This is a genomic window from Anabaena sp. UHCC 0187 (assembly GCF_009712035.1).
GTDB lineage: Bacteria > Cyanobacteriota > Cyanobacteriia > Cyanobacteriales > Nostocaceae > Dolichospermum.
The window spans coordinates 161,750-177,087 of record NZ_VILB01000014.1 but is presented as its reverse complement, the minus strand read 5'-3'; the positions used below and the strand labels follow the sequence as shown (position 1 = coordinate 177,087).

Sequence of the window (15,338 nt, the reverse complement as noted above, 5' to 3'; positions counted from 1 at the left end):
TTTTAGAATTCTGTACGAACAAATGAGGAGGTTAAAGAATAAAAATTCAATTGGGTGAGGCTTTGTATCTGGTGTCTCGAAATTAGGAATTATTTACTAACTTCTAGCAATCCTGATAGTCCAGTACCTTTCAGTAACCTTGAATTTTCTTACTCCAGCCTCCAGTTAACTGAAATTTTCAGAACTGCTAATAATTGTGACACACACCCTTGAGGATAAAATACCCCACCTGATACCCTTTGGATGGGGTATTAAGCATGGTTTTAGATTTGGGACTGGGGACTGGGGACTAGGAATATTTATCTTTCTTTCACATTTGGCTTCTTGCCGTCTTTATCTGGGATGATAGGTAGCAGTAAGAGACTTCCAAATAAAAAAATATCCCGTCGTTGGGATAAGGCAGGGAGTAGGGGGAGGGAGAGGAAAAGTTGTTTTGATTCCGTAAAATTGGATAATTTATTTTGTAGAGTTCTCTAAAGGACTACTATGGTCGCTACTGTTTAACCTCCGCTGTGGACAAAAAACTCGACACCAAAGTTAAAAATATTACAATTATTTTTGTCTTTGGTGTCAAATTTTGGGGATGTCTATTGTATAATTTTCTCGATGATTACACAATAAAAAAATAAATATGCACATCCTCAAAATTCTTTCCTATACCTTATTAACTATCGCCTTTCCCCGTGTATGTTACGCATCCGACTTAGCACCGAAGGATTCTGACATCAAAACCATACCAGAGGAAGTTGCAGTACCACCCAGTATTTTGATTTCACCAGTTAGTAATCAAGCTAGAGATTTACAACCAGAAGTTCCCCTAGTATTTTCTGCGGAAACAGTTGCACAGCAAGAGCCACAACAGCCATTACCTATTAATAATCCAACCAAAGACATACAAAAAGAAGTTCCCCTTTCCCCATTGCAAGAACAGCCAACCAAACTGCATAACTTGGAAACAGCCAACCAACTAAGAAAAGGAGCAGTTCAGGGGGAAGCCGGTTTTCTGCAAGTTCTACCAACGGATAGTTCTATAACAGGCACGGGTTTGCAAACCTATCAAGTTGATATTGACTGGGGAGTCACAGACAACTTACAAATAGGTTTTACAGGCGATATTTTTGACGATTTTGCAAAATGCAAAATTAAAGGGAATTGTGGTGATTTAACAACTGTAAGTTATGGAACAAAGTTAAAATATAGATTAATTAATAAAGACCGTTGGGCTGTTGGTGTCATGGGTACGGCTCAGTTGTTACACATATCTACGACTCCAGGGGTTTTTGACAATCCTCCAGCAAACAGTTCCAAAAACCAATTTTTTGTAGTTAGACCAGTAGGTGCTGTCCAGTTTCCTACTACCTATAAAGTATCTCGAACTCTTCAACTACATCTTACCCCTGGAGTTGCTTTCTTTCCTGACACAATTAAGGGAGCCAGCTTTTTTGGGACTTTTTTCAACATTGGTACAGGATTTAGCTGGCAAACTTCTGAAAGATTGAACTTGTTTGGGAATATTCAAGCGGCTTTAGGTCCAGGAGGTAATACGTTTAATTCCAAAGATCGCTCTATCTCTCGGCAGTTACTGTGGACTGTAGGTTTAGATTACGCCCTCAATCCCAGAATGGGAACAGAAATTTATGCTACCAACAGTTATGGTACAACGCCCACCACAGGCTTGTTGGCCTTTCTTCCTGATGGTGATGAATTACAGGTGGGGATTCGCTTCAAGCACGTGATTGATTTCGGACAAGGCTATGCAGCTAATTTTGAAAATCGCCTCCAACCACCACTTTCCTATCGAGATCAGACGCTCCTTTTTGATGGTTTTACACTTGCAAGCGCAAACACCCTACCAACCGGTAAATTCCAAGTTAGAGGAGGGCTGGGTACAAATGGTAGTTCCAGTTTTGCCCTGGCTTATGGCTTGACAAATGATTCGCAGTTAGAACTTAATGTTGATCAATTTGGGGCTGGCGATCGCATTCCTGCTAAAGATATCCCTGGATCTGGGGTCAAAATTGGCGGTGCAATGAAACTTAAATTTTTAGATCAACTCCGGGGTGATCCCCTTTCCCTCAGTTTTAAATTGGCCGGAATCAGCGAGACAACTCCCCAAAATGGGTCAATCAAAGGGACTTTGTATTCAGAGTTTCCTATTAGTTACCAACTTGCTCCTGAAACTTCCATATCCATTAATCCCAAAGTAGGATTGTTTGGTAAAACTTCCCGCTTTGGCGTGGGTCTTGGCGTTAACCAAGTTCTTTTCGATAAACTGCAATTGATTGGAGAATATACACCTATTTTTGATAACAGAAAAGATGTTTGGAGTGCTGGCTTGCGCTTTTTACCAAATGCAGCTTTGGCATTTGACATTTTTGCAACTAACGCAATTGGGCAGAGTGGCTTGGGAACACTGACAGGAGAACCAAACACCAGTGTAGGTCTCAGCATCAATTGGGGGATTTAACACCATCGCTAAATTCCCTATCCTCAAACGTCTGAAGATCCTTACATCCTGTAAATGCTGATTCAGACACTTGACATTTTCTTACTCCAGCCTCCAGTTAATTGGAACACACACCCTTAAGGATAAAATACCCCACCCGATACCTTTGGATGGGGTTTTAAGCATGGCTTTAGATTTGGTCAGTTGTCAGTTGTCAGTTGTCAGTGGAAAATCTTTCTCCCTGCTCCCTGCTCCCTGCTCCTTGCTCCTCTGCTCCCTGCCTCTTACCTTCTGACTCCTGACTCCTGACTCCTGACTTCTGCTATATCTATTTTTTCGAGACTTGTATAGGTGAGTTTAATTGTTTCTAAAGCTAAACGGAAATCATCTCTACCCCCAAACCCTTCTAGCCTTTGTTTAACAATACCTTTTTCTATCAAAAGTAATGTTGGTAATGATTTGAGTCTATAGGTATTAGACAACTTGAAATTTTGATCAGCGTTGACTCCCACTAATTTAAGTTCGTCACCACATTGAGCCTGAAATTGTAATAACAGCGGGTGAATGATGCGGCATAGTCCACACCAGGGCGCTTCAAAATTAACCAAAACGGGAACTGGAGATTCTAAAACTTCTTGAGTAAATGTCCGTTCATTAACCGACAACACCATGACGCCTCTTGTGATTATAAGGTTTTTATATCAAAATTAGCTGTCAGCAGGAGCAAATTGGTAGGTTATACCATTTTGGATTTTAAATTTTAGACTGAGGATTTTAATGTTTTCCTGCTGACAAAAAAGCCACCGTGAATTTCGCGCTGGCTGTTATCCATTTCAAATCCTGATTACTATTGACTACTACTACTCTTTAAATCTTTTAAATTTTTTATGGAATAAAGTAGTAGAGCTTATACATTGCTATTTATTTTCGGTTTCGACCAAGGTAGATGGCTGCTTCTTGTATATGGGCATAAAACCCAGTTGAGCCTGGTGGATAAATTCTTTTCCCAATCCTAGTGGTAAACAGTCTAATGATATATGTTTGAGTTTATCGTACATTGTTTTGGTAGCAAGTGATCAGGATAAAGTTTTATTAAATTTATATGTTTTGTTGATCTTGGGGATCAGACTAAACTACCACATTATCCTACTTGTTGCCACTAATAACAATGGGTGCGACCACCATAATAGACCAGTAAAAATGGCAACTCCTAAATAAGCAGGACGGAGAAATTCTTGCCAGTTCAAAGATTGACGGCCATCAATAATCGCTTGAAAGGGGATAATCGAAGTCCGTTGTTTGACAACCTCAAAAGCTTCTCCATAGCGTTGACTTAAACGGCGATCGCCATGCCATACTCCAAATAGGTGATGTAGTACCAAACCGATGGAGGTAACAAGAGTGAAGCTAGTCCCTAACCACAGGGTATGGGCTACACACCAAATAACCTGTCCTACCATTTGGGGATGACGGGTAATACGGATAATCCCTGTTTCATAAAGATGAACTTGGGGCTTTTGAATAGCCGCAATTTCTAGTAGATTGAAGGTAGCAGGATATAAAAATAAAAAGGATATAGCTGATAGTACCCAAACTAATGGTTGCACCCCTGGTATACCTTGTACCTGCCAAAGTTGCCAGCCATCGTAACGGTGATTAAAAAAGTACGCAATTAAGATCACAGCCAAAGGCAGGCTAATTAATGCAAAGATAATGCGATAAAGCCTCGGTCCAAGGTATTTTTCTGCCCAAGGACGCACAGCAGCCCCCCCGCTATGGGCGATCGCAAAAACTAATTGTAACCCTAGTATGACAAAATGACTGGAGGTAAACCAAGGATTGGGCATCATAAATACAACTCAATTCAAAATTCAAATTCAAAGAAGCTACTATTGGTAAACATCTTGACTTTCAACCGATGATACACAGGAAGATTTTGTCAAGATGTTGTGGTAAGTATTTTAGTTAGTTGTTCAAATGTTAACAATGCCATAAATCATGCTTAGTCACCAAACTATTCATTTTGATTTATTTTTAAAGTTGCTCATGAATCCCAGTTTGTGGGTTAAGTCTTATGTCTGACCTTCCTTTTACTTTAGATCAGTTACGAATTCTCAAAGCGATCGCCCAAGAAGGGAGTTTCAAGCGGGCGGCTGATAGTCTGTATGTCTCCCAACCCGCTGTCAGTTTGCAAGTTCAAAACCTGGAACGGCAACTGGATGTTCCCCTATTTGATAGAGGCGGCCGTCGCGCTCAATTAACTGAAGCTGGACATTTACTGCTCAACTATGGAGACAAAATCCTCAGTTTGTGTCAGGAAACCTGCCGCGCAATTGAAGATCTGCAAAATCTCCAAGGAGGGACATTAATTGTTGGTGCTTCCCAAACCACCGGAACTTATCTTTTGCCGAAAATGATCGGCTTATTTCGCCAAAAATATCCAGAAGTAGCCGTGCAATTACACGTCCATTCCACCCGGCGCACGGCTTGGAGTGTATCTAATGGTCAGGTTGATCTGGCGATTATTGGTGGAGAAATTCCCACAGAATTAGGGGAATCTTTAGAAACTGTTCCCTATGCTGAAGATGAATTGGCACTTATCTTACCCATATCCCATCCCTTTGCCAAATTAGAAACTATCCAAAAAGAAGACCTATATAAATTACAATTCATTGCTCTTGACTCCCAATCAACTATCCGCAAAGTTATTGATCAGGTTTTAGCCCGTTGTGATATTGACACTAGGCGGTTTAAGTTTGAAATGGAACTAAATTCCATAGAAGCTATTAAAAACGCTGTCCAATCTGGCTTAGGTGCTGCCTTTGTTTCTACTTCAGCGATCGCTAAAGAATTGCAAATGGGTGTCCTTCATCGTACCCCCATCGAAGGAGTTGTCGTCAAGCGCACACTCTGGCTAATATTCAACCCTAATCGCTATAGATCCAAGGCAGCAGAAGCCTTTAGCCGAGAAATTTTACCTCAGTTTGCTAACCCTGGTTGGACTCAAGATATGTTAAAAATATCACAAATGAACTTAGTGATAAATGATATATTAGATATAGCAACACCTAATGCTTCTGATGCTAGTTAAATACTTTGTCATCAGTCAAAAGTCATTAGTTAACCATAAATTGCTAATGACTTTGAGCCAATTCTGAAAAAATAGCACCCCTAGTAAAAAAGCGTGACATTATACTCAAAACGGCTAAAATCTGGACTTTTTTATAATACCAAGAACAAGTTCAAAGCTTCTCCAATCATAAAAGCTGCTCCTTTTCCCTCCCTTGTAGGTGTAGGGGAGGGTCAGGGAGGGGTGCGGGGAGAGGTTTACCAGAGGGGTTCTATATTTGGTTAAACTATGAACCGTTTGCAGTATAAGTCCAAATAAATCAAGTTCAGATCAGCAGCAATGCCAATCTGAACTTATTTAAAAAATATTTACAAATTATAGTGAGTATGCACTTGAGTGAGATACAAAATTCATGGTCTTCTCAAATTGAGAGTAGAGCCGTAGAAGTCTCTTTATACAGGCAAGACCAATAATTGGAACCAGGTGGGTGGCCCCAATTTGCCGATCCAGCGTTATGAATGCCCCATTCATGATGAAGGCACTATAGAACTTTTTGTCCAAGACATTTTAATTTCATACCCGATTACCCGAAATCTGTTTGTGGTGGTCAAACAGATTAGTGAAAATGAGGAGCAGGCTCAGGAACTAATTACCCAATTTGGGTTAGTCAGAATCCACTGATACCTGCCATTGGTGTGTCCGAGAGTGGCAAGCTCTCAGTCAACATTTATCAATCTGCTGCTCATAAGAAATTTGCACTACGTCTTAGCTGACTCTATTGATAGATTCTGCGGGTAAGCAAATCAGATTATCTCCTTGGGTAAGGATTAAGCCACGTTGACGTAATTTACCCATTAAACGAGTGACAGTAACACGGGTTGAACCAATGGCGCTGCCAATTTGGGCATGGGTAAGGGGAAAAGGTAAGCAATAACCACGAATGACATCAGGATCAGTTTCGCTCATGGAAGGCTCTCCATATTCCTCAATCAACAAGGTGAGAAATCCTAAGAGTCTGTCAATTGTGCGTCGTTGTCCCAAAGCACTCAACCAGAGCAACTTGCGCTGATGCTGATATCTAAAAGCATCCATGACTTCACGGCGGAAGTGAGGCCAGTTGTCTAGGTCATGCCAGTACATCCACAGGACGGCTGTTTGGTCAACGTGGGCGTAGGACTGGAGTGTGAATGGAGATTGAGCAACAATTTCAAAAGGTTGTCCTGCTCCTACAAAACCTAAGAAGGCTTCTTCTGGAGTTCTGTTAATTCGTCTAGATGTTAACTGACTAGCGGTAGCGCTGACTTGGGCAGTTCCTACCATGCGGATAGCACCTCTTTGCACTAAATAGAGCAAGCCAGGTCTAGCTGGAATCCGCTCATCTTTACTGAAGGTGCGGCAGCGGTAGTGTTCTTGGGCCCAGTCAAGAATACGTTGCCAAGTTAAGAAAGGACGTGAAGCTTCGGAAAAGGATGATGGAGATTGCATAGGTAACAAAGAGCGTTTGGCTGAAAACAAAGACGTTATAAGAAAAGTGCAAGGAGTGTCTTTGTGTTAACGGGGTAGGCTTAACGCCTAACAGCGCCAGCCCTCCAATGGGATAGAAAGCTAAATTGCTCTCTATTTTTTTCTTATACTTCCTACTGTACAACGAGGGTAGTAAAGTTTACCCATCTTTTATACATTATTCATCAAATTTTATCCTACTCTCATTTTTCTTTACATAGACTAAACTTCTATCTCAAGGTAGATGGAACAGGATAAAATGATGCACTCCATAAATTTCATCTAATAAATACGTGTGTAATAGGCTACTTTTTAGTGAAAACAAAGCAATTAAACAGCTAGTAACCAAATATTTGACTTCTGCTTTCAGTCTTTTTACTTATAATGAGGAAATTACAGGCATAGAAAGTAGAAAAGTTCCTCTCTATCAAGGAGGATATAATCAGAAAATTTTATATATTTCTGGGATGGCTATGGGCATATCAAAATCTCAGAATTCACCCACGATGGAAATTGCCCAGGCTATAGCTGTACATTTATCTCAGAACAGTGATAGTTTGTTTAGGGTTAAAGTAGTTCCCCCTGGAGAGATTCATATAGAACTCGTTGACTCTACCTTAGCGGCTTGGTTACATGATCTCACTGTCAGGGAAAATGGGGACTGGAGACTGGGACAAAGTGAACAGGAGAGAATAAAAATTTCTGTTCCCAATTACCAATTAACAAGTTCATTAAAAATCTTTACAATTCAACACGCTCATGCCCGCTGTTGTTCTTTATTACTCCTAGGACACCAGGAAGGATTAATTGAACTTCAGAGGACAAGTATTAAAAGTTTTATATCCGTCAAATCTATACCTTGGCTTAATAATAATCAAAAACTTTGCCTTAATCACGCTGATGAGAGTTTTCTTATTCATCAATTAGTCAAAGTGGTAGACGATTTAGTTTTTGCTCATAGTAGTAGCACTATCAACTGGGAAAAAGCTGCTGGCAACTTAAGTCAAGCTGTTGAGAGATTTTGGTGTAATTGTCGGATTTGGGGGGAAGTGAAAATTCATGATCCAGAATTAGCCCAAGCTAGATTGGGATTGCTAATAGCGACTCAGTTGGTTTTAAGGTGGGTGTTAGAAGGCAAATTGGGGATTGTTGCACCTGTAGAACTTTAACTAGATCCCCGACTTCTCAAAGAAGTCGGGGATCTATAGGAACTTTACAAAAACTTTGAGCAAATATATTGACAAAAAAAATATCCCCGGCTAAACTTGCAGGTGTGTGAGGAGCGAACCAAAAAAGACACCGAGACGAAACACGGCCAGTCGTCGGTGTCTTTTTTGATGTGTATGGTCAAATTATCTAAGAAAGCAAGAATTTTTCCATGGCTACTGCCGCACCATCTAACTCTACACTAGGTGCTACCCAATGGGCGATCGCTTGTACTTCTGGTGGTGCGTCACCCATTGCTACACTAATGCCAGCATAGCCCAGCATTTCCACATCATTGAAATTATCACCAATAGTCATCACATTATGACTTTCTAAGCCTAGTATTTCTTCAGCTAGATAACGGACAGCATTGCCTTTGTTAACATGAGTATTAGCTGCTTCTAAGAAAGTCGCAACAGATGTTGTTAGATATAACTCTGTGGGGTTATATATGCGGCGTAAATTAGCCAAAAGTTGTTGAATTAAATTTGCGTCATCACACAAAGCTAAAATTTTAGTCGGTTCATGATCTAATAATTGACGTAAATCACCAACGGGAATAGGAGTCACACCACAGCGTTGTTGATAACTTTGGGTTTCTTGAGTGATTTCCCGCACATACAGTTGATCATTGATGTAAAAATGAACAGAGAGAAGCGATCGCAAATCTGGCTGTTCAAAGTATTCTAGTAGCTGTTGGGCAATTTCCCTAGATACAGGTAAATGACGGTGAATTTTGTGACTGTGAGGATCTTGAATCCAAGCTCCCTGATAGGCTACTAAAGGCAGCATAGAGCCAATTTCTTGATGAAACCGCAAAGCTGAACAATACATCCTCCCCGTTGCTATAGCTACTTGAATTCCCTTGGCTTGTACCGCAGCAATAACTTCCTTCACCGGATTACTGAGAGTATTGGATTGTCCAGCAATAGTCCCATCTATATCTAAGACTAACAGTTTAATATTTTCCGGCTGATAATCGGTTGACCTTAAATAATTCTCTAATGGTGTCATAAATTTTCTAGATGCAAGAGTCATAAAAAAGCTAGACAGGTTATTTTTTTTAATAATCTTACTTGATGTAAGTAACAAATTAATTAACTAGTAAACAACGGTGGCAGTTAAGTAACCCTTAAAAATTCCTGAAAACCTCATACCATATTCATTTTGAATTTTGAATTCTGTCCTGGGGTACTAGGCTTTTGTCTAGCTTTACGAAAAAAATATATTTGTCAAACAGGGATTTGGATTCAAGAACCGGGTACAACCTATACAGTGACGGCTTTAAGGTAGTGTTATGCGGAAATTACCAAGAGCTAACTTTTTTAAAGAGTTTGTGAATTCGTGTATTTACTGGTAGACATAGATAAAATTTCGATTTATTAATAGATAAGTAAGGTTCACCGCAATCAAATTGAAGGTCAAGGGTAAAAAGATGAAAGTCAAAAATTTATTAGTTGCTGCCGGTTTAGTTGTTAGTTCAGTATTAGCGGTTTCTAATTCCGCTCAAGCGGCAAGCTTTACAACTAATTACAATCAGGTAGCTGGACCAAAATCAAATACTTGGTTAAATTCCATTACACAGAATAACAAAACAGTCAGTGCCTTTTCCTTCGTTAACCGTGCTGAAATCATTCAAAATGACTTAGAAACTGGCACAAATAATGGTGCTGCTAGTACAGACAAAGGCGATAACGTCAGTATTCCTCTGGGTACTCGTAAAGAAAATCCCACAGGTGCTGACATTGCTGAATACTTGGGTAACAAGCAGTTAAACAGCATCATCGACACCGAAGATTTCGGTAAATTTAACATTGACGTATTCTTCGATAGCGTGATTAAAGGAGATAACTCTGGACTAGATAGTCTATTCTTTTGGGAGCGGGGTATGAATAGTGACTTGCAAATTCAAGCTATAAAAGAGGACGGAACATATGGTACTGCCTTCAAGTTATTACGCAGTGAACAAGCATGGGCTAACTTCAAGATTGACACAACAGAAATTACTGGCTCTCAAGGTGTCGGTTCATGGGGAGTCAGCCTCGCGCAGTTAGGAGTAACCAGTTTAAAAGGTTTGAAATTAAGTGCTGAAACAGGCTTTAACGGTCCTGATTTCAAAGTTGTCGCTAGAAAAACCACTCCTGAGCCTGGTGCAATGCTCGGTTTAGGTGCAGTAGCTACATTCGCTTTCTTGCGTCGTCGTCAACGCAACAACGCTACTTGCAAAGCTTTTAACTAAGAGTTTATGGGAGTGTCTGTTTACAATAGAATAGTTCCCTAATTCGGTTAATCAGTTGACTTTTATTTCTTCAGTTATAAACAACCCTACATTCGTCCTCATAGATGGACACTCCCTGGCTTTTCGTTCCTACTTTGCTTTTGCTAAAGGTAGAGATGGGGGATTGCGTACACACACTGGTATTCCTACTAGTGTGTGTTTTGGTTTCCTTAAATGCTTATTAGAGGTAATAGCCACACAACAACCGCAAGCAATAGCTGTGGCTTTTGATTTAGCTTTACCTACTTTCCGTCATGAAGCTGATGATACTTATAAAGCTGGACGTGCAGAAACACCGGAAGACTTTATTCCCGACTTAGAAAATCTCTATGAGTTGCTGCGAGGTTTGAATTTACCTATACTCACTGCACCTGGTTACGAAGCAGATGATGTATTGGGAACATTAGCACAAAAAGCCGCAGCGGCTGGGTATCGGGTGAAGATACTTTCCGGTGATCGAGATTTATTTCAACTCATTGATGCGGATAAAGAAATTACAGTTTTAAATTTTACTCCAGAAGCATTAAAACGTTCTACAAATAGTATTGCGGAATTTAGAGCAGAAGAAGTAAAAGAAAAATTAGGGGTATTACCTACACAAATTGTGGATTTTAAAGCTCTTTGTGGTGATAAATCAGATAATATTCCCGGAGTCAAAGGAATTGGTGAAAAAACAGCCGTACAATTACTAAATACTTATAATTCCCTTGATCAGATTTATGCAGCTATAGATGAAATTAAAGGTGCAGTTCAGAAAAAACTGGTTACTGGTAAAGAAGACGCGGAAAAATCTCGCTATTTAGCTAAGATAGTCTGTGATGTTCCTTTAGAAATTGATTTAGAAGATTGTCAATTAAAAGGTTTTGATAATAATTTGCTGATTCCGATTTTAGAGAAATTGGAATTTAAAAGATTTCTAGATAAAATTAATGAACTTCAGCAAAAGTTTGGTGGAGAAGTTGTCAAACCTGAAGTATCTGAAACAATAGAAACAGATGATGATTTATGGTTTTTTAGTGCAGAAGACACAGCACAAGAAATAAAACAAAATGCTTTACCGATTCAACCACGGATTATTAATACAGAAACTAAACTAATGGAATTAGTGGAACTTTTAAGAAAATTCACTAACCCAGAAATACCCGTTGCTTGGGATACAGAAACTACTGCTTTAGAACCACGAGATGCAGATTTAGTAGGAATTGGTTGCTGTTGGGGAACAGAACCAGATGAACTTGCTTATATTCCCATAGGTCATAAAAACGGCGATAATTTAAATCGAGATTTAGTATTAGCAACACTGCGGCCAATTTTGGAAAGTGCTGATTATCCTAAATCCTTACAAAATGCTAAATTTGATCGGTTGATTCTGCGGTGTCAAGGAATTAATTTAGCTGGAGTGGTATTTGATACAATGCTGGCTAGTTATTTGATTAATCCAGATAGTAGTCATAATTTAAGTGATTTATCTCTGCGATATTTGGGATTAAGTGGGAAAAGTTATGGAGACTTAGTTCCTAAAGGACAAACTATCGCTGATATTAGTATTTCTGCGGTTGCTGATTATTGCGGAATGGATGTTTATTCCACATTTAACTTAGTTCCAAAATTACGGGAGAAGTTAGCCGAAACTCCGGCTTTATATAAACTTTTGAATGAGGTTGAACAACCATTAGAAGCAGTTTTAGCAGAACTTGAATATACAGGAGTGAGAATTAATTCAGCTTATCTTCAAGAACTTTCACAGCAGTTAGAAATAGATTTAGCAAAGTTAGAAATAACAGCTATTGAAATTGCTGGAGAAAAATTTAATTTAGGTTCTCCTAAACAATTAAGTCAAATTCTTTTTGATAAATTAGGTTTAAGCACGAAATATTCTCGCAAGATTCAAACTGGTTATTCTACAGACGCAGCAACTTTGGAAAAACTCCAAGAAGTTGATCATACCGGATTTGTAGAAGCGATTATTGAATATCGGACTTTAGCAAAATTAAAGTCTACATACGTGGATGCTTTACCAGCTTTAGTACATCCCAAAAGCCAAAGATTACATACTGATTTTAACCAAACTGCGACTTCTACAGGCAGGTTATCTTCTTCTCACCCAAATTTACAAAATATCCCCATTCGCACTGCTTTTAGTCGGCAAATTAGAAAAGCATTTTTACCGGAATCAGGTTGGTTAATGGTAGCGGCTGATTACTCACAAATTGAGTTAAGAATTTTAGCGCATTTGAGTCAAGAACCTGTATTAATTCAAGCATATCAGCAAAATGAAGATATTCATACTGTGACGGCAAAATTAGTCTTTGAGAAAGAAGATATTACTTCAGATGAACGGCGTTTTGCGAAGACGATTAATTTTGGAGTAATTTATGGCATGGGAGCGCAAAAATTCGCTAGAGAAACGGGAATAAATCCAGGAGATGCGAAATTATTTATTGAAAGATTTAACGAAAGATATGCTCATGTTTTTGCCTATTTGGAGCAAGTAAAAAAAGAAGCTATTGCTTACGGTTACGTAGAAACAATTTTGGGTAGACGACGTTATTTTGAGTTTACTAATAATAGTTTGCGTCAATTAAAAGGTAGCCAATTAGAAGATATTAATTTGCAGAAATTAAAGAATTTAGGCGCTTATGATGCCGGGTTACTCCGTTCTGCTGCTAATGCCCCCATTCAAGGTTCTAGTGCCGATATTATCAAAATAGCCATGGTGCAATTGCATGAGGTTTTAAAGAACTATCAAGCACGGTTGTTGTTGCAAGTTCATGATGAATTAGTATTTGAAGTTCCTCCCCAAGAGTGGGAAGAATTACAACCACAAATTAAGTCAGTGATGGAAAATGCTGTTTCTTTATCTGTGCCTTTAGTCGTTGATATTCATGCAGGGGATAATTGGATGGAAACAAAGTAAATATAAATATATCCCTAGTTAGATTTCTGATTTCTGCGGCAAACTGTCAGTTAAAATGTTTGCCATTCTCTTTACTTACGGTGCGCTACGCGATTACATCGCATCAATCCTCTATTTAGCGGCTTTTCTAGCGTGAATTTCTGACTTGACTGGGAGTATTCTAACCCACATTTCACACCCCTAATGATCAAAAAAGACTCCGCAGCAGAAAACCAGGGTATTGCCAATTTGATTAAATCAACCTAACAATGAAGGGAAAATTGCCAAAAAGCTGTTAGTTAATAACTAATGACTTTTTGGCAAACATGATTTTAATTACAGATTGATTGAGATGAATATAGCTAATTTCCCGTGGCTGACGACGATTATTTTATTCCCCATAGCCGCGTCACTACTACTGCCTATCATCCCAGATAAAGACGGCAAAACGGTGCGCTGGTATTCCCTCATCGTTGGGCTAATAGATTTTGTCCTGATAGTGTGCGCTTTTTATACTGGGTACGATTTCTCTAATCCCGATTTGCAACTGGTGGAAAGTTATCCCTGGGTTCCCCAATTGGGCTTAAATTGGTCTTTAGGGGTTGATGGCTTGTCCATGCCTTTGGTTCTCTTGACTGGATTCATTACCACCCTAGCGATTTTGGCAGCTTGGCCTGTGACACTCAAGCCGAAATTATTTTTCTTCTTGATTCTGGCTATGTATGGCGGTCAAATTGCCGTTTTCGCTGTCCAGGATATGCTGTTATTTTTCCTGGTGTGGGAACTGGAACTTGTGCCGATATACTTCCTGCTGTCAATTTGGGGAGGTAAAAAGCGCCAATATGCAGCAACCAAGTTTATTTTATACACTGCTGGTGGGTCGCTGTTTATTTTGCTGTCTTCCTTGACAATGGGATTTTATGGCGATACGGTGACTTTTGATATGCGATCGCTCGCCTTGAAAGATTACGCCCTGAATTTACAACTTTTACTATACGCTGGCTTCCTGATTGCCTACGCTGTCAAGTTGCCGATCATTCCCCTCCATACATGGCTACCAGATGCCCACGGTGAGGCTACAGCGCCCGTGCATATGCTACTGGCAGGGATTTTGTTAAAAATGGGTGGTTATGCCTTAATTCGCATGAATGCCCAAATGCTGCCCGATGCCCATGCTTATGTTGCCCCTGCGTTAGTGGTTTTGGGGGTAGTAAATATCATCTACGCTGCTTTAACATCCTTTGCCCAAAGGAACTTAAAACGGAAAATTGCCTATTCTTCAATTTCTCACATGGGCTTTGTGCTGATTGGGATTGCCTCTTTCACCGATTTGGGTTTAAGTGGGGCAGTTTTACAAATGGTTTCTCACGGGTTAATTGGGGCAAGTTTGTTCTTTTTAGTCGGTGCAACTTACGACCGCACACATACCTTAATGTTAGATGAAATGGGTGGTGTGGGTAAGAAGATGCAGAAGATTTTCGCCATGTTCACAACTTGTTCTATGGCATCTTTAGCATTACCAGGAATGAGCGGTTTTGTGGCGGAATTAATGGTATTTGTGGGCTTTGCTACTAGCGATGCCTATAATCCAACATTCAAAGTTATTGTCATTTTCTTGATGGCAGTTGGTGTAATTTTAACGCCAATTTATCTGCTATCAATGTTACGGGAGATTTTCTACGGACAAGAGAATGAAGAGTTAGTTTCTCACCAAAATTTGATAGATGCTGAACCCCGTGAAGTTTTTATCATTGCTTGTTTGTTGATACCTATTATTGGGATTGGTTTCTATCCTAAGTTGCTAACGCAAATGTACGATGCTACAACTGTGCAATTGACTGCAAGATTACGTGATTCTGTCCCCACTTTGGCAGCAGAGAAAGCTGTGCAAAATGTTTCTTTGACTGCGCCGATCATTGGTAAATAATTCGTAATTACA

General features: G+C 39.6%; 10 protein-coding genes. 6 read left to right on the top strand and 4 right to left on the bottom strand.

Features of this window, described 5'->3' with window-relative positions:
* The first annotated feature begins 631 nt into the window (after positions 1 to 631).
* Complete coding sequence (locus FJR11_RS17305; protein ID WP_168505871.1) at positions 632 to 2,467, top strand: porin; 1,836 nt, start codon at positions 632 to 634, stop codon at positions 2,465 to 2,467.
* A gap of 263 nt (positions 2,468 to 2,730) precedes the next feature.
* Here FJR11_RS17305 and FJR11_RS17300 read toward each other — a convergent pair whose 3' ends face one another.
* A complete protein-coding gene (locus tag FJR11_RS17300; protein WP_168505869.1) occupies positions 2,731 to 3,117 on the bottom strand; it encodes a co-chaperone YbbN in 387 nt (128 codons plus the stop codon).
* 462 nt (positions 3,118 to 3,579) lie between these two features.
* Positions 3,580 to 4,296: an NnrU family protein gene (locus tag FJR11_RS17290; RefSeq protein ID WP_174763103.1), complete on the bottom strand. Its 717-nt coding sequence runs from the start codon at positions 4,294 to 4,296 to the stop codon at positions 3,580 to 3,582.
* A 224-nt stretch (positions 4,297 to 4,520) separates the two neighbouring features.
* On the opposite strand from FJR11_RS17290, the gene FJR11_RS17285 reads away from it, so the two are divergent.
* Positions 4,521 to 5,537 (top strand): LysR family transcriptional regulator, encoded by a 1,017-nt coding sequence (locus FJR11_RS17285; protein ID WP_168505864.1) that lies wholly within the window; start codon positions 4,521 to 4,523, stop codon positions 5,535 to 5,537.
* 744 nt (positions 5,538 to 6,281) lie between these two features.
* Here FJR11_RS17285 and FJR11_RS17280 read toward each other — a convergent pair.
* Positions 6,282 to 7,001, bottom strand: a complete 720-nt coding sequence (locus FJR11_RS17280; protein WP_174763102.1) for a Crp/Fnr family transcriptional regulator — start codon at positions 6,999 to 7,001, stop codon at positions 6,282 to 6,284.
* Positions 7,002 to 7,372: 371 nt separating this feature from the next.
* Here FJR11_RS17280 and FJR11_RS17275 point away from each other — a divergent pair, with 371 nt between their 5' ends.
* On the top strand, positions 7,373 to 8,188 hold the full coding sequence (locus FJR11_RS17275; RefSeq protein ID WP_174763101.1) for a DALR anticodon-binding domain-containing protein: 816 nt from the start codon (positions 7,373 to 7,375) through the stop codon (positions 8,186 to 8,188).
* Between the two features lie 187 nt (positions 8,189 to 8,375).
* Here FJR11_RS17275 and FJR11_RS17270 read toward each other — a convergent pair whose 3' ends face one another.
* The gene (locus tag FJR11_RS17270) at positions 8,376 to 9,239 is read right to left on the bottom strand and encodes a Cof-type HAD-IIB family hydrolase (protein ID WP_168505860.1); all 864 of its coding nucleotides are present in this window, start codon (positions 9,237 to 9,239) and stop codon (positions 8,376 to 8,378) included.
* Positions 9,240 to 9,660: 421 nt separating this feature from the next.
* Here FJR11_RS17270 and FJR11_RS17265 point away from each other — a divergent pair, with 421 nt between their 5' ends.
* The 3 genes from FJR11_RS17265 (at position 9,661) to FJR11_RS17255 (ending at position 15,326) form a co-directional block, all read left to right on the top strand.
* Positions 9,661 to 10,464: an exosortase-dependent surface protein XDP2 gene (locus FJR11_RS17265; protein WP_168505859.1), complete on the top strand. Its 804-nt coding sequence runs from the start codon at positions 9,661 to 9,663 to the stop codon at positions 10,462 to 10,464.
* A gap of 55 nt (positions 10,465 to 10,519) precedes the next feature.
* Positions 10,520 to 13,420, top strand: coding sequence for a DNA polymerase I (gene polA, locus FJR11_RS17260; protein WP_168505857.1), 2,901 nt, complete (start codon positions 10,520 to 10,522; stop codon positions 13,418 to 13,420).
* A gap of 331 nt (positions 13,421 to 13,751) precedes the next feature.
* A complete protein-coding gene (locus FJR11_RS17255; protein ID WP_168505855.1) occupies positions 13,752 to 15,326 on the top strand; it encodes an NAD(P)H-quinone oxidoreductase subunit 4 in 1,575 nt (524 codons plus the stop codon).
* The last annotated feature ends 12 nt before the right edge of the window (positions 15,327 to 15,338 follow it).